The organism is Streptomyces sp. HUAS ZL42 (assembly GCF_040782645.1).
Lineage (GTDB): Bacteria > Actinomycetota > Actinomycetes > Streptomycetales > Streptomycetaceae > Streptomyces.
Window position 1 is genome coordinate 9,426,772 of sequence record NZ_CP160403.1, and the last position, 23,488, is coordinate 9,450,259.

19 protein-coding genes and 2 pseudogenes are annotated in these 23,488 nt (G+C 70.4%); 13 read left to right on the top strand and 8 right to left on the bottom strand.

What is annotated here, in order from left to right; all coding sequences use genetic code 11:
- Positions 1-18: 18 nt before the first annotated feature.
- The 7 genes from ABZO29_RS43105 (at position 19) to dmpG (ending at position 6,987) form a co-directional block, all read left to right on the top strand.
- Positions 19-1,596 (top strand): long-chain fatty acid--CoA ligase, encoded by a 1,578-nt coding sequence (locus tag ABZO29_RS43105; protein ID WP_367325654.1) that lies wholly within the window; start codon positions 19-21, stop codon positions 1,594-1,596.
- A 7-nt stretch (positions 1,597-1,603) separates the two neighbouring features.
- Positions 1,604-2,089, top strand: a complete 486-nt coding sequence (locus ABZO29_RS43110) for a GNAT family N-acetyltransferase (protein ID WP_367325655.1) — start codon at positions 1,604-1,606, stop codon at positions 2,087-2,089.
- Positions 2,090-2,238: 149 nt separating this feature from the next.
- Positions 2,239-3,228: a zinc-binding dehydrogenase gene (locus tag ABZO29_RS43115; RefSeq protein WP_367325656.1), complete on the top strand. Its 990-nt coding sequence runs from the start codon at positions 2,239-2,241 to the stop codon at positions 3,226-3,228.
- A 9-nt stretch (positions 3,229-3,237) separates the two neighbouring features.
- Positions 3,238-4,176, top strand: coding sequence for a 3-carboxyethylcatechol 2,3-dioxygenase (locus ABZO29_RS43120; protein ID WP_367325657.1), 939 nt, complete (start codon positions 3,238-3,240; stop codon positions 4,174-4,176).
- Positions 4,177-4,181: 5 nt separating this feature from the next.
- Positions 4,182-5,012, top strand: a complete 831-nt coding sequence (locus tag ABZO29_RS43125) for a 2-keto-4-pentenoate hydratase (protein WP_367325658.1) — start codon at positions 4,182-4,184, stop codon at positions 5,010-5,012.
- The gene (locus ABZO29_RS43130; protein WP_367325659.1) at positions 5,009-5,965 is read left to right on the top strand and encodes an acetaldehyde dehydrogenase (acetylating); all 957 of its coding nucleotides are present in this window, start codon (positions 5,009-5,011) and stop codon (positions 5,963-5,965) included. The genes ABZO29_RS43125 and ABZO29_RS43130 overlap by 4 nt, the downstream gene beginning before the upstream one ends.
- Positions 5,962-6,987, top strand: coding sequence for a 4-hydroxy-2-oxovalerate aldolase (gene dmpG / locus ABZO29_RS43135; protein ID WP_367325660.1), 1,026 nt, complete (start codon positions 5,962-5,964; stop codon positions 6,985-6,987). The genes ABZO29_RS43130 and dmpG overlap by 4 nt, the downstream gene beginning before the upstream one ends.
- 209 nt (positions 6,988-7,196) lie before the next feature.
- Here dmpG and ABZO29_RS43140 read toward each other — a convergent pair whose 3' ends face one another.
- Together ABZO29_RS43140 and ABZO29_RS43145 are read right to left on the bottom strand one after the other, a co-directional pair.
- The gene (locus tag ABZO29_RS43140) at positions 7,197-8,054 is read right to left on the bottom strand and encodes an SDR family oxidoreductase (protein WP_367325661.1); all 858 of its coding nucleotides are present in this window, start codon (positions 8,052-8,054) and stop codon (positions 7,197-7,199) included.
- Positions 8,038-8,445 (bottom strand): hypothetical protein, encoded by a 408-nt coding sequence (locus ABZO29_RS43145; RefSeq protein ID WP_367325662.1) that lies wholly within the window; start codon positions 8,443-8,445, stop codon positions 8,038-8,040. The genes ABZO29_RS43140 and ABZO29_RS43145 overlap by 17 nt, the downstream gene beginning before the upstream one ends.
- A gap of 291 nt (positions 8,446-8,736) precedes the next feature.
- Here ABZO29_RS43145 and ABZO29_RS43150 point away from each other — a divergent pair, with 291 nt between their 5' ends.
- The 5 genes from ABZO29_RS43150 (at position 8,737) to argS (ending at position 15,404) form a co-directional block, all read left to right on the top strand.
- On the top strand, positions 8,737-9,630 hold the full coding sequence (locus ABZO29_RS43150) for an amidohydrolase family protein (RefSeq protein WP_367325663.1): 894 nt from the start codon (positions 8,737-8,739) through the stop codon (positions 9,628-9,630).
- A 378-nt stretch (positions 9,631-10,008) separates the two neighbouring features.
- Positions 10,009-11,652: an alkaline phosphatase gene (locus ABZO29_RS43155; protein ID WP_367325664.1), complete on the top strand. Its 1,644-nt coding sequence runs from the start codon at positions 10,009-10,011 to the stop codon at positions 11,650-11,652.
- A gap of 77 nt (positions 11,653-11,729) precedes the next feature.
- Positions 11,730-11,858 (top strand): hypothetical protein, encoded by a 129-nt coding sequence (locus ABZO29_RS43160; RefSeq protein WP_367325665.1) that lies wholly within the window; start codon positions 11,730-11,732, stop codon positions 11,856-11,858.
- Positions 11,859-12,199: 341 nt separating this feature from the next.
- Positions 12,200-13,555, top strand: coding sequence for a PP2C family protein-serine/threonine phosphatase (locus tag ABZO29_RS43165; protein WP_367325666.1), 1,356 nt, complete (start codon positions 12,200-12,202; stop codon positions 13,553-13,555).
- Positions 13,556-13,742: 187 nt separating this feature from the next.
- On the top strand, positions 13,743-15,404 hold the full coding sequence (gene argS / locus ABZO29_RS43170) for an arginine--tRNA ligase (RefSeq protein ID WP_367325667.1): 1,662 nt from the start codon (positions 13,743-13,745) through the stop codon (positions 15,402-15,404).
- Positions 15,405-15,473: 69 nt separating this feature from the next.
- Here argS and ABZO29_RS43175 read toward each other — a convergent pair whose 3' ends face one another.
- Positions 15,474-16,751 (bottom strand): MFS transporter, encoded by a 1,278-nt coding sequence (locus ABZO29_RS43175; protein ID WP_367325668.1) that lies wholly within the window; start codon positions 16,749-16,751, stop codon positions 15,474-15,476.
- 254 nt (positions 16,752-17,005) lie between these two features.
- The gene (locus ABZO29_RS43180) at positions 17,006-18,277 is read right to left on the bottom strand and encodes a phosphatase PAP2 family protein (protein WP_367325669.1); all 1,272 of its coding nucleotides are present in this window, start codon (positions 18,275-18,277) and stop codon (positions 17,006-17,008) included.
- A 413-nt stretch (positions 18,278-18,690) separates the two neighbouring features.
- Between ABZO29_RS43180 and ABZO29_RS43185 the strand changes: the two genes are divergently transcribed.
- Positions 18,691-20,067: an aspartate aminotransferase family protein gene (locus ABZO29_RS43185; RefSeq protein ID WP_367325670.1), complete on the top strand. Its 1,377-nt coding sequence runs from the start codon at positions 18,691-18,693 to the stop codon at positions 20,065-20,067.
- A 29-nt stretch (positions 20,068-20,096) separates the two neighbouring features.
- On the opposite strand, the gene ABZO29_RS43190 is transcribed toward ABZO29_RS43185, so the two are convergent.
- The 4 genes and pseudogenes from ABZO29_RS43190 to ABZO29_RS43205 form a co-directional block, all read right to left on the bottom strand.
- A complete protein-coding gene (locus tag ABZO29_RS43190) occupies positions 20,097-21,401 on the bottom strand; it encodes a glycoside hydrolase family 27 protein (protein WP_367325671.1) in 1,305 nt (434 codons plus the stop codon).
- 116 nt (positions 21,402-21,517) lie between these two features.
- The gene (locus tag ABZO29_RS43195) at positions 21,518-22,291 is read right to left on the bottom strand and encodes a DUF4986 domain-containing protein (RefSeq protein WP_367326400.1); all 774 of its coding nucleotides are present in this window, start codon (positions 22,289-22,291) and stop codon (positions 21,518-21,520) included.
- 51 nt (positions 22,292-22,342) lie between these two features.
- Positions 22,343-22,540: pseudogene (locus ABZO29_RS43200) on the bottom strand (hypothetical protein); the annotation flags it as partial.
- Positions 22,541-22,616: 76 nt separating this feature from the next.
- Positions 22,617-23,414: pseudogene (locus tag ABZO29_RS43205) on the bottom strand (beta-L-arabinofuranosidase domain-containing protein); the annotation flags it as partial.
- Between the last annotated feature and the right edge of the window lie 74 nt (positions 23,415-23,488).

Below are 23,488 nucleotides of genomic sequence, written 5' to 3' on the forward strand. Positions count from 1 at the left end.
ATCGAAGGAGCCGCCGCCATGGCCGCCGTAGACATCAGTCCCGCAGCCGCACTGCACCGCAGAGCCAAGTACCCCACGCCCACGGCCCTCCTCTACGAGGAGCAGGAGTTTGCGGCTGCCCAGCTCAGCCGCACCGCGGTCGAGCTGGCCACCGGACTCGCCGAGCAGGGGCTGCGCCGCGGCGACCGGATCGCCTACCTCGGCTTCAACAGCGTCGCCTTCTTCCACACGCTGTTCGCCGCCGCCCACCTGGGGGCCGTCTTCGTCCCCGTCAACTTCCGTCTCGCAGCCGACGAGGTACGCCACATCCTCACCGACAGCGGAGCCCACACCGTGGTCGTCGAGGAAGGGCACCGCGAACTGGTGGAGTCGGTCCTCAGCGACATCCCCGCCCGCCGGCACATCCTGATCGACACCGACCCAGCCTGCCCCACCGCCGTCGCGTCCGCGGACGTATGGACGCCCCTCTCGCAACTGCTGGGCCCCGGCCGACCGGAACGGGAGCCGGTGCCGCTGCACGACGACGACCTCGGTGCCCTGATGTACACCTCCGGCACCACCGGGCGCCCCAAGGGCGTCATGCTCACCCACGGCAACCTGTGGTGGAACGCGGTCAACGTCGACAGCATGGTCGACACCCGCTCCGACGACGTGAACCTGGCCGTCGCCCCCCTCTTCCACATCGGCGGCCTCAACGCCCTCACCCTGCGCACCCTGCTGCGCGGCGGCACCGTCGTCCTGCGCCGCGGCTTCGACCCCGCCCAGTGCCTGCAGGACCTCGTCCAGCACCGGGTGACCACCTTCTTCGCCGTCCCCGCCATGTACGCCGCCCTCGCCCGCGTGCCCGGCTTCACCGAGGCCGACCTGAGCACGCTGCGGTCCGCCGTCGTCGCGGGCGCACCCGTCCCACCGCAGCTGATCCACGACTACGCCGAGCGAGGCATCCTGCTCCAGCAGGCCTGGGGACTCACCGAGACGGCACCCTTCGCCACGTACCTGCCCGCCGCGCTGACGCGGGAGAAGGCGGGCTCGGCCGGCGCACCCATGCCGTACACCGAGATCTGTCTCGTCGATCCCGTCACCGGCGCCAGGATCGACGAGGCCGACACCCGCGGCGAGATCTGCGTGCGCGGACCCAACGTCACCCCCGGCTACTGGAACAACCCGGAGGCGACCCGCGCCGCCTTCGACGACGCCGGCTGGTTCCACACCGGCGACATCGCCCACCGCGACAAGGACGGCTTCTACTACATCGTCGACCGGCTCAAGGACATGATCATCAGCGGGGGCGAGAACATCTACCCGGCCGAGGTGGAGCGCGTCCTCGCCGCCTGCCCCGGCGTCCTGGAGGCGGCCGTCATCGGCGTCCCCGACCCGAAGTGGGGCGAGACCGTCCAGGCCGTTGTCACCTGTGCGCCCGGAACACGGCTGACACTGGAGGACGTGCGGGAGTTCGCGGGCCGGCACCTCGCCCGCTACAAGCTCCCCACCCGGCTCCTGCTCGTCGACCAACTGCCGCGCAACGCCAGCGGCAAGCTCGCCAAGACCGAACTGCGACGGCTGGCCGGGACCGAGCCGGTCACCGACACCGTGTGAGCCCGCTGTGACCACATCCCTCGACGTGCCCTCGCCACCCGAACCCGTCCTCGGAGCCGACTGGACGCTGCGACCGGCCGCCGACTCCGGTCACGGCCTCGGCGCGTACACCGTCGCCCCTCGGGGCGGCGGCACGCCGGTCGAGCTTCGCCTGCACCGCGTCGCGCACCATCCACTGCGTGCCTGCTACCCGTACGGCGCCCATGACATCTCCGTCGGCCTCGTCCTGCCGGACCACGCCGAGGCCGGTCAGGATCTGGCCGGCCGGCTGCTGGGCGACCTCGTCCCCGCGCTGTTCGCCGCCGACCCGCTCTGCCGCCGTGTCGTCGCCGCACCGGCCGAGGACGACACCGCCACCCAGGACACCTTCGCGGCGGGCGGCTTTCGCCGGATCACCGAGGCGGACCTGCCGAGCGGCAGCGTCGTCCTCTTCGCCGCGGAACCCTCCTGGCTCGCCGACCTCGCCACCGCCCTGGACGACATGCCCCACTGACCCTCGTTCCCGTTTCCACGACGGCCGACGGCGCAGGTAACCGACCTCGCCGTCGGCCATCGGCGTTCCGGCGCGACCGAGTCGCCGGGCGTGCTGCACCGTGGCACAGGCGCTATGGCCAAAGGCTCGGTCGGGGTGACCGTGACCTTGTGCTTGCCGCTATCGCTACCTCCCAGAGCGCCTCCGACCCACTTTCCGGGCTGGTCCTGCGCGACGTACCGAAGCCAGACCCGAAGCCCGGCTGGTCCCGGATCCGCGTCGTTGCCTCCTCGCTCAACATGCATGACCTGTGGACCCTGCGGGGCGTCGGCCACCCGCCCGAGCGGCTCCCGATCGTCCTCGGATGCGACGCCGCCGGATACGACGAGGACGGCAACGAGGTCATCGTCCACCCGGTGCTCGGCGACCCGGACGCCGGCCGCGGCGACGAGACGCTGGACCCCCACCGCGCGCTGCTGTCCGAACAGCACGACGGTTCGTTCGCCGAGTGGCTGATCGTCCCCACTCGCAACCTGGTCCCCAAGCCCGCGTGGCTGTCGTTCGACGAGGCCGCCTGTCTGCCGGTCGCCTGGACCACGGCCTACCGCATGCTGTTCACCCAGGCACGGATCACCGCCGGCGACCGGGTTCTCGTCCAGGGCGCGGGCGGCGGAGTCGCCTCCGCCGCGATCAAGCTCGCCGTGGCCGCGGGCGCCGTCGTCTACGCCACCAGTCGCAGCGAGGACAAGCGGGCCGAGGCGGTCAACTGGGGCGCCCGGGCTGCCGTACCCACCGGGGAACGGCTGCCCGAGAGGGTTGACGTCGTCATCGAGACGGTCGGGGAGGCGACCTGGTCGCACTCGCTGAAGTCGCTGCGGCCCGGCGGCACGGTCGTCATCGCCGGCGCCACCAGCGGCACCAACCCGCCGGCCGACCTGGGCCGCGTCTTCTACCTCCAGCAACGCATCCTCGGCTCCACCGGCTGCACCCGCGCGGAGCTCGTCTCGATGCTGCGCATGCTCGACGCGACCGGCGTTCGCCCGGTGATCGACCGGACCCTTCACCTCACTGACATCCACAAGGGATTCCAGCTCATGATCGACGGCGGACTGACCGGAAAACTCGTCATCCACCCGTCGGAATCCCGTCTCCAGAAGTAAGGAACACCCATGCCCGCAGCAGCCGTCGGGTTGTCCCACTCGCCTCTCATCGGCAAGAACGACCCGGACCCGGAGGTTCTGGCCCGCGTCGACGAGGCCGTCGACACCGCGCGGACCTTCATCCGCGCCTTCGCCCCGGACCTGGTCGTGTTGTACGCACCCGACCACTACAACGGCTTCTTCTACAAGGAGATGCCGCCGTTCTGCCTGGCCACCGAGGCCCACGCGGTGGGTGACTTCGGTACGGCCGCCGGACCGCTGTCGGTCGACACAACCGCCGCGAAAGCGCTGGCCCAGGGCGTGCTCGACCGTGGCGTCGACCTCACCGTCTCCGCCCGGATGACCGTCGACCACGGCTTCGCGCAGCCCCTCGAGGTCCTCTTCGGCGGCATCGACCAAGTGCCGGTCGTGCCCGTCTTCGTCAACGGCGTAGCCACGCCGCTGGGCCCGGTGAGCCGGATCAGGGCGCTCGGGACCGCGCTGGGGCAGGCCGCGGACGACCTCGACCGACGGGTGCTGTTCCTCGCCTCCGGCGGGCTCTCGCACGACCCGCCCGTACCGGTGCTGGAGGGCGCACCGCCCCGCGTCGCCGACGCGCTCATCGAAGGCCACCCGCCGACCCCCGAACAGCGCGCGAAGGGCGAGCAGCGGGTCGTACAGGCCGGGCGTGACTACGCCGCCGGGTCGACCGCGATGATCCCGATCAACCCCGAGTGGGACAACCGTCTCCTCGACCGCCTCGAGCGCGGCGAGTTGGCGGAGTTCGACTCCTGGACCGTGGACGGGATGGCCAAGGAGGGCGGTGGCTCCGCCCATGAAGTCCGAACGTGGATCGCCGCGTTCGCCTCCCTCGCCGCCACCGGCCCGTACGAGATGACCTCCCGCTTCTACGAAGCCATCCCCGCGTGGATCGCCGGGTTCGCCGTGGCCACGGCAGAGTGGCGGTAACCGGCATGCCTCACAAGCCAGTTGACGCTCACACGGTTGCCCGGGCCGCCGCCCGGCTCGCCGCCGCCCTGGACGAGCACCGGCCCGTGGCGCCCGTACGGGACCTCCTCGGCGAACACGACATCGCCGCCGCCTACGCCGTACAGCAGGAACTCACCCGCCGTCGCAGGGATACCGGTGGCGTCGTCGTCGGCCGCAAGATCGGCCTGACCTCACCCGCCGTGCAACGGCAACTGGGCGTCGACCAGCCCGACTTCGGCGTGCTCTTCGCCGACATGGACGTCTCGGGCCTGCCCGAGGTGCCGTCCGGGCGGCTGCTGCAGCCCAAGGCGGAGGCGGAGATCGCCTTCGTGCTGAAGGAGGACCTGGCCGACGGCGACCTCGGCCCGGCGCGGGTCCGCGCGGCCGTCGACCACGCGGTCGCCGCACTGGAGATCGTCGACAGCCGCATCGCCGACTGGGACATCTCCCTCACCGACACGGTCGCGGACAACGCCTCCAGCGGACTGTTCGTACTCGCCGAACACCGGCTCACCCTCGACGAGTTCGAACCCCGGGAGACGACAATGCGGCTGTATGCCGACGACGTCCTCGTCTCCGAGGGCGACGGCGGCGCTTGCCTCGGCGACCCGCTCAATGCGCTGGCCTGGCTGGCCCGCACGGCACGGGAGTTCGGCGAGCCGCTGCGGGCCGGCCAGGTCGTGCTGTCCGGCGCGCTCGGCCCCATGGTCCCCGCCCCGCCCGGCACCCGGATCCGCGCCGAGATCAGCTCGCTCGGTGAGGTCACCGCCGCCTTCTCCGAAAAGGCCGCCCCCTCCGAAAAGAGCAACGCATGACGAAGACCAAGGTCGCCATCATCGGCTCCGGCAACATCGGTACCGACCTGATGATCAAAATCCTGCGGCTGTCGGAGACCCTTGAGGTCGGTGCCCTGGTCGGAATCGATCCCGCGTCCGACGGGCTCTCCCGCGCCACCCGCCTCAAGATCCCCACAACCCACGAGGGAGTCGACGGCCTGATCGCGATGCCGCATTTCGACGACATCGAGATCGTCTTCGACGCCACCTCGGCCAAGGCCCACCTGGCCAACGCCCGCAAGCTGGCACCGTACGGCAAGAAGGTCGTCGACCTCACACCCGCTGCCGTCGGCCCGTTCGTCGTGCCGCCGGTCAACCTGGAGGAGCACCTGGACGCAGGGGCCGACAACCTCAACATGGTCACCTGCGGCGGCCAGGCGACCATCCCCATGGTCGCGGCCGTATCCGCGGTGACCGACGTCCACTACGCGGAGATCGTCGCCTCCATCGCCTCCAAGTCGGCCGGGCCCGGCACCCGCGCCAACATCGACGAGTTCACCGAGACCACCTCCCACGCCATCGAGACGGTCGGCGGCGCCGCCCGCGGCAAGGCGATCATCATCCTCAACCCCGCCGAGCCGCCACTGATCATGCGCGACACCGTGCTCTGCCTCACCGGTGACGTCGACCAGGACGCCGTACGCGTCTCCGTCAAGGAGATGGCCGACCGGGTGGCGCAGTACGTGCCCGGCTACCGCCTCAAGCAGGAGGTGCAGTTCACCCCGGTCACCGAGGACGAACCGGTGCACACCCTGGTGCCCGACGGCGCCGGTCCGGTGACCACCCGGATCTCGGTCTTCCTCGAAGTCGAGGGTGCCGCCCACTACCTGCCGGCCTACGCAGGCAACCTCGACATCATGACATCGGCCGCCCTGCGGGTCGCCGAGTCGATCGCCCGACGCAGCGCCCTTCCCGCGGAGGCCAACCGATGAGCCGCCACCTGTACATCCAGGACGTCACCCTGCGCGATGGCATGCACGCCATCCGGCACCGCATCGACCCCGCCGACGTGGGACGCATCGCAGCCGCCCTCGACGCGGCGGGCGTCGACGCGATCGAGGTCGCGCACGGCGACGGCCTGGCGGGCGGCTCGCTCAACTACGGCCCGGGCAGCCACACCGACTGGGAGTGGATCGAGGCGGCGGCGGACGCCGTGCGGAACGCAGTCCTCACCACCCTCCTGCTCCCCGGCATCGGCACCATCGCCGAACTCGAGCGCGCTCACGCCCTCGGTGTCCGCTCGGTCCGCATCGCCACCCACTGCACAGAGGCCGACATCGCCGCCCAGCACATCGCCAAGGCCCGCGAGCTGGGCATGGACGTCTCCGGCTTCCTGATGATGAGCCACATGGCCCCGGCCGCCGAACTCGCCGCCCAGGCCAAGCTCATGGAGTCCTACGGCGCTCACTGCGTCTACGTCACCGACTCCGGCGGCCGGCTCACCATGGACGGAGTCCGCGACCGCGTCCGCGCCTACCGCGACGTCCTCGACCCGGCGACCGAGATCGGCATCCATGCCCACGAGAACCTCTCCCTGTCGGTCGCCAACAGCGTCGTCGCCGTGGACGAGGGCGTCACCCGAGTGGACGCCTCCCTCGCCGGGCAGGGCGCCGGTGCCGGGAACTGCCCCATCGAGGCGTTCATCGCCGTGGCGGACCTGCAGGGCTGGAAGCACCGCTGCGACCTGTTCGCCCTCCAGGACGCCGCCGACGACCTGGTCCGCCCACTTCGCGACCGCCCGGTGCAGGTCGACCGTGAGACGCTCACCCTCGGCTACGCAGGCGTGTACTCCTCCTTCTTGCGCCACGCCGAGATCGCCGCCCAGCGCTACGGCATCGACGCCCGCGCTCTGCTGCTCGAGGTCGGCCGGCGTGGCCTGGTCGGCGGTCAGGAGGACATGCTCGTCGACATCGCCCTCGACCTCGTGGCGGGCGAGGCGGCTTCGGCCCGGTAGCGCTCACGGATCCGGACATGCGGTTGGGTCAACCCCCGGCTGTGCAAGGGAGTCGGCCAAGGCCGTTCGGTCCTTGGGTGGGGGCCGACCGGACAGGTTCCGAGGGCGTCGTGCGGGGAGACATGTCCAAACTAGTTCGCGAATGACCGGCCCGCAGGAGGCGCCTGATGGTCAAAAACCGACAGACTTGCCTGCCGAAGGGGCAGGGCTCAGCCGCGGGTGGCGCGGACGATGTCGGCGAGTGACGTGGCCGGGTGGCCCGTGAGACGGGGCACTGCGTCGCTGACACCGTCGAGTTGGCCGGCCGCGATGGCCGTGTACGTGGACACCCAGGCGTCGAGCTGCCATTGCGGGGCGCCGTAGGAGGCGCGGGAGGCGTAGGCCTCCTCGACCGTCTCGGGCTGGTAGCTGATGGTGCGGCCCTCGACCTCGGAGAGGATGGCCGCGGCCTCGTCCAGCGACAGCGACTGGGGCCCGGTCAGGTCGTAGGTGCTGCCTGCATGGTCGGCCGGGCGGGTCAGGATCGCGGCGGCCGCGTCGGCGATGTCGTCCTGGGCGACGAAGGCGGCCCGCCCCTGCCCGGCCGGACCCCTGATGACGCCGTCCTCGCCGACCAGGGCGGGAACGAAGTCGGCGTAGATGTTGTCGCGCAGGAAGGTGTACGCCACGCCGCTGGTGCGGATGTGCTCTTCAGTGTGGAAGTGGTCGCGGGCCAGCGTGAACACGGCATCGGGCGCGGCGCCGAAGAAGGACACGTACACCAGGTGCTCGACGCCCGCCTCCGCTGCGGCATCCACGAAGGCCCTGTGCTGGGAGACCCGATCGACGCTTTCGGATGCGGACACCATGAACAGGATCTTCGCGCCGCTCAGGCCACGCAGGACGGCGTCGCGGTCGCCGTAGCCGCCGCGGACCGGCGTGGCGCCGGGCAGCTCCGGGGCCCGCTCGGGGCTGCGCACCAGCAGCTTCTGCGCCACGCCGCGCTCGGCCAGGCGGCGGGCGACGCGTCCGCCGAGGCGTCCTGTGGCCCCGGTGACCACCACCATCGGTTCATTCGATTCGGTCATGACCGACACGGCCTCCAGTCAGTGCGTTGAGGACCCTGTCCGCCCCGAACGGCACGGAAAGGGCGCGGGCTCCGAGATCGTCGGGGACGTCCGGGCGGTCGGGATTGACCCGCACCAGGCGCGCCCCAGGGGCGTGGCGTACGAGGTTCTCCATGGGCAGGCGGATCACGCCGGGTGTATTGAAACCGGCACCGATCTCCAGGACGAGCAGGCGGGCACCGCCGGGCGCGTCGCCGAGCCACCGCACCAGGTGGTCCCCAGCGGGCAGGAAGGCGCGTTCGACGAGCTCGGGCCCCACACGCACGTGGGGAAAGACCTCCGCCCCGCAGTTGGGGCAGACAGGCAGAGCGGCCGGGTCCGTCACCCGCCCGGCATTGTGCTGGAGGCTCATCACCCCAACGTAGGGGGCGGACGGTTCGGAACATGCCCGGACGGGGACCGAGGATGGTCAGAGCCCTGAAGAGTTCGAGCAGGCCAGGCAGGCATCTGCCGAGGCGCAGGCAACCTGGGCGTGGCAGACCGCTCGGCAGGGCCAGGTGACGCATCCCTCACGGATCCTTTGCGCAAAGGAGTGGACCCGCCGCCTCACCTGGGCCGATCGTGGGCGACATGAACGATCACCGCATGGTACCCGTCGACCCTGCCGGTTCCGCCGAACCCACCCCTCGCTCACGGAGGGGTCATGAGTGACGTGCCTGTGGGGGAGGAGGCCGGTGAGGTTCGCCGATTCTGGGATCGGCTCGGTCTTCCGGGACTGATCGACATCCACACGCACTTCATGCCCGAGCGCGTCCTGCACAAGGTCTGGGCCTACTTCGACGCACTGGGATCGCTGACCGGTGGGCTCGAGTGGCCGATCACCTACCGGAAGGAAGAGGCCGAACGGGCGGTCCTGCCCCGGGAGTTCGGCGTACGGGCCTTCACCGCGATGCTGTACCCGCACAAGCCGGGCATGGCGCGGTGGCTGAACGGCTGGGCGGCCGACTTCGCCCACCGCACCCCCGACTGTCTGCACACCGCCACCCTCTACCCCGAGCCGGGCGTCGAGGCATACGTCCGGGAGGCCGTCGAAGCGGGTGCGCGCGTCTTCAAGGCGCATGTCCAGGTGGGGGCGTACGACCCGGTCGACGAACTCCTTCAGCAGGCATGGGGGTTGCTGGCCGAGGCCGGGATACCCGTGGTGATCCACTGCGGCTCCGGGCCCGCACCCGGCAAGCACACCGGCCCCGAGCCGATCGCGCAGGTGCTGGCGCGGCATCCCCGGCTGCGGCTGGTCGTCGCACACATGGGAATGCCCGAGTACGAGGAGTTCCTCGGCCTCGCCGAGCGGTACGGGGAAGTGCGGCTGGACTCGACGATGGCGTTCACCGACTTCAGCGAGGAGCTCATGCCGTTCCCCCGCCGGGCCCTGCCCCGGCTGGCCGGGCTCGGCGACCGCATCCTGCTCGGCTCCGACTTCCCCAACATCCCCTATCCGTACGTACACCAGCTCCAAGCCCTGGAGCGGCTTGGTCTCGGAGAGGAGTGGCTGCGGGCGGTGTGCCACGACAACGCGGCAAAGCTGTTCGGGCTGTGAGAGCGTGCTCGTGAGTCTTGCGACGCCCGACTTGGCCCCGCCGACCCGGCCCCGACACCCCCCACGTCTCATGTTGAGCGGGGGTCACCCCGGAGACCGGCGGCGGTCACAGGGGGAGGGCCGCCGAACGAGAACCGGAACACCGGCCACCGCTCAGGGCCCATGAGCACCTCGGACATGGCGTCGCCATCAGCTCCGTCATCGCCGAACCACTCGGCTCAGCACAAGCATCAGCACAACACGGACGAACCCCACACGTTCGTTCCGGGCACCAACGCGGAGGCTCCGCCGGCAAGTTCCTGTTCAGGGCTGGTGAATTCCAGGATGATTGGCTCCCGCTCCAGCACGTGACGCTGACGCTACCTCAGGAGGCCACCGGTGCCGTCCACAAGCGATTCTTCCTCTCTCCCGGCCAGACCCCGCCCGCCGGTCGTCAGCCGGCGCGGACTGCTGGTCGGTGCGGCCGTCGTCGCGGGTGCCCAGACGCTGGGCATCCGTACCGCCCACGCGGAGCCGGTCCAGCGGGATCCGTTCAAACTCGGTGTGGCCAGCGGTGATCCGCTGCCGGACGGGATCGTCCTCTGGACGCGGCTGGTGGCCGATCCCTATGACGCGCCCTCCATGGGAACCCGCCCGGTGCACGTGGAATGGGAGATCGCCGCCGATCCGCATTTCCGCCGGGTCGTCCGGCGCGGTGTCGTGGCCGCCAACCCCGCACTCGCCCACAGTGTCCACGTTGATGTACGAGGCCTGGCTCCGGCCCGTGACTACTGGTACCGCTTCCGGACGGGCCGTCAGCTCAGTCCGGCCGGCCGGACGCGCACGGCCCCGGCGCGTCGTTCCCGCCCCGGTGGCCTCCGCTTCGGCGTGGTCAACTGCCAGGACTGGCAGAACGGTTACTGGCCCGCGTACACCGCGCTCGTCGAGGAGGACCTCGATGCGGTGCTGCACCTCGGCGACTACATCTACGAGTACGACCCCAACAGCGCCTACCCCGACCGGATGCACACCACCCCGGCGACTCCCGGCCTCGATCAACTCGTCACCCTCGCCGACTACCGAGCCCGGCATGCCCAGTACAAGACCGACCCGGCGCTGCAGGCAGCCCACGCCGCCTTCCCCTGGATCGTCACCTGGGACGATCACGAGGTGGAGAACAACTACGCCGATCTCGTGGACGAGATCGACGACGCGGGCGCCCGCAAGCAGGACCCTGCCACCTTCGCGCGCCAGCGCGCCGCCGCCTACCAGGCCTACTACGAGCACATGCCGCTGCGGCAACGCCTCGTGCCCGGCTCGCCCGACTACCGGCTCTACCGCAGGTTCGACTTCGGTGACCTGCTTCGGCTGAATGTGCTGGACACCCGCCAGTACCGCACGGACCAGCCGGGCGGATTCCCCCTCGACTTCGGCGCCGTGTCGGCCGGCACACAGAACACGTCCGGCACACTCACCGGCGATGTCCAGGAGAAGTGGCTGAGGCGTGGTCTGGCCGACTCCGGGGCCCGCTGGAACGTCATCACCCAGCAGGTGATGATGAGTCAGATACGGTTCCCCAACTTCCTCGACCCGACCCACCCGCTTCCCCCCATCGCCAACCTCGACCAGTGGGACGGCTACGATCCCGCCCGCACCCGGCTGCTGCGGTTCCTGCGCGATGCGAGGGTGGCGAATCCGGTGGTGCTCGCGGGGGACATCCACTCTTCCTGGTTCAGCGATCTGCGGATCGACCGCGACGATCTCAGCAGCGATCCCGTCGCCGTCGAATTCACGGCAACCAGCGTCAGTTCGGACTTCCCCATCGCCTTCGACGCACCGCTCAAGGCGTACAACCCCGTCTTGAATCCGCACGTCCGCTTTTTCGACGGCTCCCGCCGCGGCTACCTGCGGCTGAACATCGACCGGCACCAGTGGATCACCGACGCGCGGACCGTCGACAGCATCGCGGTCCGTCAGTCGCCGGTGACCACCACCGCCTCCTGGGCCGTCGCGGCCGGCGAACCGGGCCTCAAACCGGCCTGAGCGGGCCGGGGCCGGGCCCCGCTCTCCGCTTCGGCGGTGAGCGGGGCGCCCCGTCGTAGCCGGCGTCTACACGGAACGTGTCCCAGTCCTGGCCCGAGGGGGAGTCCTGCCCCGGTGAGATCCACTTCCGTTCCGAGCTGGTCGAGCAGGAGGGATCCGAGGTCGTGACGGAGCCCGTGGTGCCCGTGGACCAGCACCAGTCGTAGTAGCGGCCGCCCTCCCGGCCGGCGACGGCCGTACCCCACTGGCTTCCGCATCCGCCTCAGCCTCGGACGACGGCACGGTGCGGCTGTGGGGCCCCGCCAGCGGCAGGTGCATGTTGGCCCGGATCGAACGCACCGATACGCGGGGGGAGCGTACCGGCGCCGGGCCGTGCACCTGGCTGGCCCCGCCGCCTTGTGTACCTCGGCGGCCCGTCGCCCCCGTGGCTGCAGTGTCCTTACGTGCTCACGGCAGGGGCGCGAGAGCTGCTGCTGTTCTAGGGTGTGCGGTGTGGCCGTTTCCGGTCGCCGTACCCCGAAAGTGGCTGGAAAGGGGTGAGGTGCCCATGCACGGCGACGAGAGCCGTCGGCGCCGACACCCGCCAATCGTGTCGGGCCCGGCCTGGGATACGGACCTGGGCAGCATCGCCGAGCAGTTCAGACAACTCACCCGGGCTCAGGAACGGATGCGGGCGCTGCTGGACGCGGTGCTCGCGGTCAGCCGGGAGCTGGAGCTGCCGGTGGTCCTGCGACAGCTGGTGAGCGCCGCGATGCAGCTGGTGAACGCCCGCTACGGCGCCTTGACCGTGCTGAAGGAGAGCCGTGCGGGCCTTGAGGAGTTCATCCCGCTGGGCCTGAGCGACACCGAGCGCCAGGCCCTGGCCGGAGTCGATCCCCCGCACGGTCGCGGTCTGCTCGCGCACATGATCGCCCAGCACGAACCGCTGCGCGTGGACGACGTGTCACGCCACCCGGACGCGGCCGGCTTCCCGTCGGGGCATCCGCAGATTCGCACCCTGCTCGGGGTGGCGATCGGCGTGCACGGACGCGTGTACGGCAACCTCTACCTGTCCGATCGGCACGACGGCAAACCGTTCGACGAGCAGGACGCGGCTGTCGTGCTCGCGTTGGCCGGAGCCGCCGGCATCGCCATCGAGAACGCCCGCCTGTATCAGCAGGTACGGACCTCTGCCGAGCAGTTCCAGCGGCTGCTGCTGCCGACCCTGCCCGACCTGACCCCGTTCACGGGCGCCGCGGTGTACCGGCCGGCCACCGCCCCCGGCCACCACCTGGGCGGCGACTGGTACGACGCCCTGATGCTCCCGGACGGGGCGTGCGCGGCGATCATCGGCGACGTGGTGGGCCACGATTTGACCGCGGCGGCGGCCATGGCGCAGACCCGCAACATGCTCCGCGCCCTGCTGTACGACCGGCGCACCCCGCCGAGCCTGGTACTGGAGCGGCTCGACGAGACTCTGCACGCCACCACCGACACGCCCGTCACCACCGCCTGCCTGGCCCGCCTCGAACCCGACGGCGACGGCTGGCGCCTGCACTGGTCGACGGCCGGTCACCTGCCGCCACTGGTCGTCACCGCCGACGGCCGCACGCGCTACCTGCACGCCGAACCCGGTGTGCCGCTGGGCGTCGACATCCGCCTGCCGCGCCCCGACCACACATTCCCCCTCACAGCGGGGGACACGGTGCTGCTGTTCACCGACGGCCTGGTCGAACACCCTGGGCAGTCCCTGGATGCCGGACTGGGCGCGCTCGCCGCCACCGCCGCAGCCCACGTACGGCTGCCCCTGGACGACCTGTGCCGCACGCTGGCAGCCCAGCACCCCAGCGACGGCCACGACGACCTCGCGCTCCTCGCCGTACGCACCCCGCCCACCAGCATCGAGGACCATCGGCACGGATAGCGACGTCCCGCCGGCTTCGCTCGTCTTCAGCAGCAGCGTTCGTCCACCGACGGCCGCCGCCTTGGCAGCCGGACGTCGTGGAAGCCCACGCCCCGTACTCGTTGGGCCACGGAGCGGTGCGAGGAGGCCGGGCTCCGCCCGAATAATCGATGTCTCCGGTCGTGTCCGCCCCGGTAGCGTCGCCGCTGTGACTCCAGCAGATCTCGCGGCCGTCATTTCCGACGGCGTACATCAGGCCATCCAGTCCGGACGTATCTCGGCGAAGGTGCCCGAGGAGATCCGCGTGGAGCGCCCCCGCCACCGCGGCCACGGCGACTACGCGACCAACGTCGCCATGCAGCTGGCCAGTTCCGCGGGCCTGCCCGCCCGCGCCGTCGCCGAGGTGCTGGCCCCGCTGGTGGCCGCGGCCGCCGGAGTCGCGAAGGCCGAAGTCGCGGGCCCTGGATTCCTGAACATCACGCTGGAGAGTGCGGCGATGGGCGCTCTGGCGCGCGACATCGTCCTGGCCGGTGACGCTTATGGCCGTACGGACCGGCTCGGCGGCCTTCGGCTCAACATGGAGTTCGTCTCGGCGAACCCCACTGGGCCGGTGCACATCGGCGGGGCCCGGTGGGCGGTCGTGGGCGACGTGCTCGCCCGCCTGCTCGAGGCAGCGGGCGCGGATGTGTCGCGGGAGTACTACTTCAACGATGCCGGCGTGCAGATCGACCGCTTCGCCCGCTCGCTGCTCGCCGCGGCGCAGGGCTCGCCGATGCCCGAGGACGGCTACAGCGGCGCGTACATCGAGGAGGTCGCCGCCGCGGTGCTGCAACGGCAGCCCGGGACCCTGGAGCTGCCGGAGGCCGAGGCTCTCGCCGCCTTCCGGACGGAGGGCACGGCGCTGATGTTCGACGAGATCAAGACATCACTCGCCGCGTTCGGTACCCACTTCGACGTCTACTTCAACGAGAAGGACCTGCACGACCAGGGCGACCTGGACGCCGCTGTCGCCCGTCTGCGGGAGGGCGGTCATGTCTTCGAGGACGATGGCGCGGTCTGGCTGCGCACCACGGACTTCGGTGACGACAAGGACCGGGTCCTGGTGAAGGGCGACGGTTCCTGGACGTACTTCACCGCGGACTGCGCGTACTACCTCAACAAGCGGTCCCGGGGCTTCGAACGGGTCGTGATCATGCTCGGCGCCGACCACGCGGGCTATGTGGGCCGGATGCGAGCCATGGCGGCCTGCTTCGGTGACGACCCGGACACGCACCTGGAGATCCTCATCGGTCAGCTGGTCAACCTGGTCAAGGACGGGGAGCCGGTCCGGATGAGCAAGCGGGCGGGCACGGTCCTCACCCTGGACGACCTGGTCGAGGCGGTCGGCGTGGACGCCGCGCGGTACGCACTCGCGCGAGCCAGCGTGGACGCAATGATCGACCTCGACATCGACCTGCTCACCCGGCAGTCGAACGACAACCCCGTCTTCTACGTCCAGTACGCCCACACCCGGCCGTGCGCCGTACAGCGCAGGGCGGCGGAAGCCGGGATCGACAAGGGCGCGCCACAGGACTTCGACCCCTCCCTGTTCACGCACGAGCGGGAGGCCGACCTGCTGGGCACGCTGGCCGAGTTCCCGCAGGTCGTGGCCACCGCCGCCACGCTGCGCGAGCCGCACCGGGTGGCCCACTACCTGGAGCAGCTGGCCGGCACCTACCACCGCTTCTACGACGCCTGCCGCGTCCTGCCACGGGCCGGCGAGGACCCGGACGACCGCACCCGGGCCCGGCTGTGGCTGACGGACGCCAGCAGGCTCGTGCTGCGCAACGGGCTGCAGCTGATCGGGGTCTCGGCACCGGAACGAATGTGAGCGTTCGGCAGTTGCTCTCAGCAGTGTCTTCGCCACGCTGACGATCAACGGTGGCCGCAGCCATGGGGGTTAGCCAGTCATGTCGGCGGTCTCGGCCGCGCCGGTGGACGTCTGTCGGGGAAGCGCACCTGCTGGCGGCGCCTGCCGCACGGCCCGGTTGGCCGTGGTGAGGAGGGCCAGGACGAGCAGCCATGCTCCGCAGAGCCAGACCAGCTGCTCGGCACCCAGCGTGGTGATCAGCGCGCCGCCTGCGAGCGTGCCGATCGACAAGGCTCCCGTAGTGAGCGTGGAGACCGCGCTGGTCGTCCGGCCCCGCAGCTCATCGGGGGTGATGGCCAGCTGGTGGGTGGTCATGGCCACCGCGTACACGGGAGCCACCAGCGACTCGGCGGCCGCGACCGCTGCCAGCAGCAGCGGGTTGGGGGCAAGGGCGTACAGCGGGAACATCAAGGCCTCCAGCCACAGCATCACCACGGCGATGCGGCCCAGCGGAAAGCGGTGCGTGGCCCTGTCCGAGACCAGCGCCCCCGCCATGGCACCGACCGCCGCGCCGCTGAAGATGACGCCGATCCACAGCGGCGAGGCGCCCACCTGCCGGGCGAGGGTGATGATCAGCAGGTATCCGGCGCCGTAGCGCACCTTGTCAGCGGCCGAGACCAGCGTGAGGAAGCGGATGACCGGCTGGCGCCAGAGCCAGCCGAGCCCCTCTCGGATCTCGGTGGTGAGCCGGGACGCCGTCCGCACGTCCGGGCGGTCCAGCTGAAATCGAGCACGCATCAAGCGCAGCGACGCCGCGGAGACCGCAAAGGAAACCGCGTTGACGGCGAACGGCACGGTCCGGCCAAGGGCGTACAGCGCACCGGCGAGTGAGGCCCCGAAGATGCCCACCGCGCCGGCGGCGGACTGCGAGTAGCCGAGGGCGGCGGACAGTTGCCGCGGACCAACCACGTTGGGCAGCGCCGCTGTGTTCGCCACCTGGAAGAGAGTGGTCAGGAGTCCGGCAAGCACGGCTGTCGCATACAGCTGGGGCATGGTGAGCCTGTCCAACCACAGGGCGACGGCCACGCCGGCAGTGAGCACGGCTCGGCCGAGCTCACACCAGATCATGGTCGCCTTCCGGTCCCACCGGTCGACGAGGGCGCCGGCAATCAACCCGAACGCCAAGAACGAAAGGGTGCCGAGGCCGAGTACGAACCCGGCTTGGGTGGCCGAGCCGGTGAGGGCCAGCACGATCAGCGGCAGGGCCATGAAATGAGCCTGGTCACCGATGGCAGAGACCAACTGGCCGCTCAGCAGCAGAGAGAAGTCCCGGTTCCGGAACAGACCGGGGCCGCGAAGAGTATTCACTGGAGTTACGCTCCGTAACAGCTCAAGGACACAAGGGTGACGTCGAAGCTGGTGTCCGAGCTAAGAAACACGGGGCGTGATGAACATGAGCGGACCGTACCCCAAGGGCTAGGCCGGACTGCAATCGCTTTTCCGGGCCGGATCCATCACATCTGGGTGGGCAAGCGCACAAAGCCCTTGGTGGATGGGTTCTCCTGAGGCAAAAACCCATCCACCAGGGGCTCCACCGCGCGAGCGCCCGCAATCTGGTGCGCTCAAACTGGTTCGGGTTGCGGTTCCGGTTGCGGCACTGGGGCGGCCTTCGGGTCCCACAGACTGGTGGTCCGTACGTAGCCGTAGACCACTGAGGCGGTGGCCAGGATGAGAAGTGGTCCGAACAGCCACGGTTGTTCGGCCATCTCCATCGGGAGATAGCGGTAGGACACCAGGAGCGCGGCGAAGACTGTTGTGCCGTAGGTGACCAGCTGTATTCCTGACCGGTCCCAGCCGCGTTCGAGGGCGCGCAGCGCTGCCTCGATCGTGAGGGTGAACACCACGCCCGCAATGATGTCGGCGCCGTAGTGGTAGCCGAATCCCAGGGTCGCGCCGAGCGTGGCGATCAGCCAGAACGTGCCGGCGAATCGCAGAATCCGTGGGCCCTTGCGGGAATGGATGAAGATCGCGGTGGCCCACGCTGTGTGCAGGCTGGGCATGCAGTTGCGTGGGGTGATTCCGTCGAAGGGCATGTGGTGCGGGGTGTTGATCGGTGTGGGCAGGTTCGGCCACAGGTTGGCGACCGCCCAGTGGCCGCCGTCGGCGCCGTAGGCGAAGACCGGTCCGACCACCGGGTAGATCATGTAGATGCCCGGTCCGAGGAGGCCGATGGCCAGGAAGGTCCGCACCAGGTGGTGGCGTGGGAAGCGGCCCTCGGCCGCCACGTTGCGCAGTTGGTACAGCGCGACGGCGACCGCGGCCACCGCAAGCTGGCCGTAGACGAAGTTGAGAGTTTGGGCGCCGATCGGGCCGGTGGCCTCGACTATTCGCCCTGCCAGCCACGACGGGTTGCCGAGTGCCTGATCGGCGGTCGCCACGTACTGGTCGAGCACCAGCGGGCGCGTCTTCGAGGTGATGAGCAGCCAGGCATCGCCGGTCTTGCGGCCGGCCACCAACAACAGGCCCAGCCCGACGCTCTTCAGCAGCAGGACACGTTCCCGGCCTGTGCGGCGCGTGACAGCGATGACCGTATAGCCCAGAATCACCCACAGTGCGCCTTTGCCGAAGGGGTGGCCTTCGGTCAACTTGGCGCCGACCGCCAGCCGCACCAGCAAGAAGACGGCGTCGATGCCTATCGCGGCATAAGCGGCGATGAACCGTTGGCGCCGGGGGAGCGCGACCATCATCAGTGCCAGGCTGGCGTACAGCAGGAAACCTGATTTGGGCGGGAATATAACCTCTCGGACCTGGTTGGTGATCGGACCCCGCTGGCCGTAGCGACGTGCGACGATCTCAAGCGCGATGAGGAATCCGAGGCCCGCCACTCCCGCCATGGCCCACAGAATCGCCCGTGGTTGACGCCATGCGGCGAAGGTGAAGCTGCCCTTTATTCGGGAATATGCCCGCGATACTATAGGTCTCAATTGTTTTGGCCGATTTGTTAGATTTTAGTTGAAAAGGTCACTCTTCGCGCCGGATGATATGTCTTTTTCCGGTGAAGCACGGACGATCAGGCGCTCGTTCGTGAGTTCGAGAATGCTACCGGGGCGGCGCTTGGATTTCGCTGGTCAGGGAGGCGTCAGATGTGGCAGCACGGGAGGATGTTGGCATACCGGCAAGATGTCGAATACGGCGATCAGGTTCCCCTTGGCGACGAGGTCTGGGACAACGGTCACGTCGGCGGCTGTGTGCCATTGACCGGCCACGACCTCGCGGCCAGTCCTCGATCAGCGGTTACGGTTCGGCCATGGACGATCTGACCGGGATCTTCAAGCGCACCGCCGAGTACGCGGCTGCCTACCGGCGGTCGCTGCCCGAGCGGCCGGTGGCACGCCCCGTCGACTACGGAGCCCTGCGCGCGGCGTTCTCCCGCCCGTTGGACCGCTCGCCCACCGACCCGCTCACGGTGGTCGACGAGTTGGTGGCCGTCGCCGAGACGGGACTCGTCGCCACCGCCGGACCTCGGTTCTTCGGGTTCGTCGTCGGCGGGGCGCTGCCCGCGGCCACCGCCGCGGAGATCCTCGCCGCAGGGTGGGACCAAAACGCCTTCAACGCCGCGCTCTCGCCCGCCGCCCTCGCCGCGGAGGAGGCGGCGGGCGGTTGGCTGAAGGACCTGCTCGGCATCCCCGCCACGGCGTCGACCGGGTTCGTCACCGGCGGCCAGGCCGCCAACACCGCAGGCCTCGCGGCAGCGCGGCAGCACCTGCTCACCGAGTCAGGCTGGGATGTCGGGCGCAAGGGGCTGTTCGGTGCCCCGCGCCTGCGGGTGGTCGCGGGCGAGGAGCGACACGCCACCATCGACCGCTCGCTGCGGTTGCTCGGCCTGGGCACCGACTGCCTGGAGACGGTCCGCACCGATGGAGCCGGCGCACTCGACACCCACGACCTGCGCCGCGTGCTGGCGTCCGACCCGGGTATCCCGGCGATCGTCTGCACCCAGGCGGGCAACGTGAACACCGGCGCCTGCGACGACCTCCGCACCGCCTGCGACATCACCCACGCTCACGGCGGCTGGGTGCACGTCGACGGCGCCTTCGGCCTGTGGGCCGCCGCGAGCCCGGCGACCCGCCACCTCGTCGACGGCGTCGAACTGGCCGACTCCTGGGCCTGCGACGGCCACAAGTGGCTGAACGTGCCCTACGACTGCGGCTACGCCTTCTGCTCCCGCCCCGCCGCCCACGCCGCCGCCCTGTCGTACACGGCCTCCTACCTCACCCGAGCCGACGGCACTCCGGCCGGCGGCGCCGACTACACCGCCGAGTCCTCTCGCCGCGCACGCGGCTTCGCCACCTGGGCGGCGTTGCGTGAACTCGGCCGCGACGGCGTCGCCGCACTCGTGGACCGCTGCTGTGCCCTCGCCCGCCGCTTCGCCGACAGCCTGTCCGCGGCGGGCTTCGAGGTGGTCAACGACGTGGTGCTCAACCAAGTCCTCGTCAGCTTCGGCGACGACGCCCGCACGGACCACGTCGTGCAGGCAGTGCAGAACGAGGGCACTTGCTGGATGGGCGCCACCACCTGGCGCGGCCGGCGGCTGATGCGTATTTCGGTGTCCGGCCACACCACGACGGAGACCGACGTCGACGAGTCGATTGCGGCGATCGTGCGGCTGGCGCGCACGTCGTAACCCTGGCGGCACTCATCGACGGCCTTCCCCTACTTCACCTCCTGGCCAAGACGGAAGAGCGCCGCGCCGTGCGCGGGCAGGTCGGCGACCAGGCTGCGGCCGTCGTGCGGAGTGTCGGTGCGGGTCCACAGCTCGCGGACGTGGTCGTCGGGACGGGCGCCGAGGGAGCCAAGCGGGACGGTGACACGCCGAGGGGTGTCGGCGAGGGAGAACACGGCGGCGTAGCGGGTGCGTCCGTCGGTGTCCCGGGCGGTCCACAGGATGAGGTCCCGCTCGCGGAGGGCCTCCCGGTTGTCGGTGCTGTGCCACAGGACGGCGAGCGCTTCGTCGTTGGTGAGCAGCTCGATCGTCTCCGGCGGGCTGGTGGGCAGGTCACCGCCCATCATCAGTGGGGAGCGGGAGATCAGCCACAGCGTGAGCAGGCTGATCTGCTCGGGGCGGGTGAGGGAGCAGAGGCGGTCGTCGCCCCTCTCGGCCCGGATGCCGATGCGGCCGAGGGGCAGCATGTCGGCGTCCGCCCAGCCGCCCGTGGATCCTGCCCCCTGCCACGGAGCCCACCGGGCCATGCGGGCGAACTGGGCCTCCACGTCCTCCCACCGGTCCCACAGGTCGTCGCAGACGCGCCACATGGTGGCGTTCTCCCGCAGGTGGTCGAGGTGGGCGAGAGACACGTCGGTGCCGGGGGACAGGCTCAGTTCGATGGGTCGGCCGCTGCGGGCGATGGCCTGGGCGTAGGCGGCGATCTCCCGCTCGTGGTACGGGAAGAGCATGTCGTCGGCCTTGATGAAGTCGACGCCCCACCGGGCGAATTGGGCGACCTGGGCGTCGTAGTACGCCTGGGCACCCGGGTGGTCGTGGTTCAGGCCGTAGTTGTCGGAGTTCCAGGGGCAGACGGAGTCGGTGTCGGCGATCTCGTCGGCGGTGAAGTCGGTGTTCGCCACGGGCAGTCGGGCGGCCACGGCACGGCGCGGTATGCCGCGCATGATGTGCAGGCCGAAACGCAGGCCGAGTTGGTGCACGCGGTCGGCCAGCGGCGCGAATCCCGCGCCGCCTGCCGCCGAGGGGAACCGGGCCGGGGCGGGCAGTTGGAGGCCGTGGCCGTCGAGGACCAGCGGGGCGTCGGGGTTGTAGCCGTGGGCGCGGGCTGTGGGCTCGTACCACTGGATGTCCACGACGACGGTGTCCCAGCCGTGGGCCAGCATGTGCTCGTGCATGAATGCCGCGTTGGCGAGAACCTCGTCCTCGATGACGGTCGTGCCGTAGCAGTCCCAGCTGTTCCAGCCCATCGGCGGACGCAGGTGGCGCTCGGGGATCGGACGGGGGAATCGGTTCATGACTGATCGTTTCCTCTACGGGGCTCAGAACGGTGAATGAATATGGTCGCTGCCGTGGCATCGGTATGGCGGCCGGTACGCGCGCTCACGACGAGTCTTCTGGGCGGCGGGTCACGTCAGCGCACCGGGCGTACTTGGCGCAGCCGGATGGTGGGGGTCGCCGGGCCGGCTGCTTCGAACCGAACCTCGACACTTCCGGCGGGACGGTCCGTGTCGAGCGGGAACACCTGGGAGATTTCCCCGCCCTCGCGATCACGGGTCGGCCCTGCGCTTCCCTCCGGGAGGTGGATCACCTGCAGGCCGGTGGCGGCACCGTCCCGGTCCGTCAGGCGGTAGGACCACCATCCGGTGCCGGCCCGCCACCTCAGCCCGTCGGCGAGGCCCGACCACGTGTCGTATCCCAGGAACCGGTGGTCGCTTTCGGGCTGTTGCTCGCCGGCGGCCACGGCGTCGACAGTGCGCTCGTGCAGCGCGAGTGCCGCCTCGTCGGCCGCGCGCAGCTCCGCCCACCGCTCCTGGAGCCGCTCTGGTTCCGCCAGCGGGAAGTAGAGGAGGTAGCGGGCGTCGTGGATGCCGGCGAACGGAACGAGGACGACGGACTCGCCCGGTCGCGCGTCCACGTGATCCAGGGCGAACGCCGGCCGGTCCGGGGCGAGTCGGCGCACACCGGCCGCCGCATCGGAGGCGCTGCGGGCGAGCACGACGGGCAGGTGCTCCAGGGGGCGCAGTGGGCCGTCGGCGACGTGACCCATCCTGGAGTCGTCGGCGAAGAGCCCGGTCTGGTCGTTGCGGTCGCCCTCGGCCGCGAGGACGCTGGGCCCGAAGCGGAACGACACCCACGGTGAGCCGTCGGGGAGCAGTTCGGCGCTGATGCGCGGGCGAAGGGGCATGGTGATCGTGTCCCCTTCGCGCCACTGCCGCTCGAGACGCACGTATGTCAGCGGATGACCGTCAGTTCCGCGGCACGTCGTGAGCGGGGCCGTCCCAGGCTCGGGCTGCGCACCGTTGACACGGACGTGCGGCGTCCCCTTGTGCCAGCTGGGCACGCGTATGTGGATCGCCACAGGGGTGGCGGGAGCGCCGCGCACCACGAGTCTCACCTCGTCGTCGTAGGGGGCCGTACCGGTCTGTTCCAGCACCAGGTTGCGTTCGGGCAGGCTGAGCCGGGAGGCGATGAAGAGGTTGACGAACAGGTCGCCATCCTTCGCCGAACTCCGTGCGGAGCATGGCTTCGTGGGTATCGTCGTCCATTCCCGCAGCCGCCTGGTCCCACCAGTCGGCCAGCCGTCGGACGGCGGTCAGCGCCAGGTCCGAACCGGCGTGCCGGTGGGCGTCCAGCAGGCCGGCGAAGAGCTTGTGCAGGTTGTACCACGGGACCCAGGCACCACCGAGCTCGAAGGAGTCCCGCTCCACCTGCCCCGCGGCCACCCGCTTCCACAGCCGCACGCCGTCGGGGACGCCCCCGACGTAGCCGGTGCCCAGGGCGTCCTGGCACTCGACGACGCCCTTGACCAGACGCTCGACCATGGCTGTCGGCCGGGGATCGTCCGTTGCCGCGGTCATGAGAGCGGCGCCCGACAGCGCGTGTCCGACGGTGTGGCCGTCGAGACCGGAGCTCTCCCAGTTGCCGTAGGACTCGGCGATCGGCGGTAGGCCGGCCTCGCGCCGCAAGGGCGCGGGGGCCGGTCGGGGTCGAGGGACAGCAGGTAGTCCAGGGCGATGGTTTGCGCGTCCAGGAACGGGCCGGGAAGAAGCGGGTCGCTTGTGCTTGACATGCCGGTGGCGGGCCGCCACGAAAAATGAGCGTGCGGACACGACCGTCGCGGCCCGGCGCAAGTCCAGGACGCAGCGCTGCAGCACGTCGGCGCGCCGGTTTCTCGCGTCGTGCAGGCCGTCGGCGTGGTTGCCCAAGGACTCCGCCGAGCAACCGCGCGGGGACCCGAACAGATCCCGGGTCCGCGTCGGCGAGGGCGAGGAGCGGCACCGGCTCCCGACGGTCCCGGCCGCGTGCATCGAGCTGATTGACGCTCGCGGGCCGGGGATCGTTGGGAACCGGGCCGAAGATCACCAGCTCGCGTAAACCACGC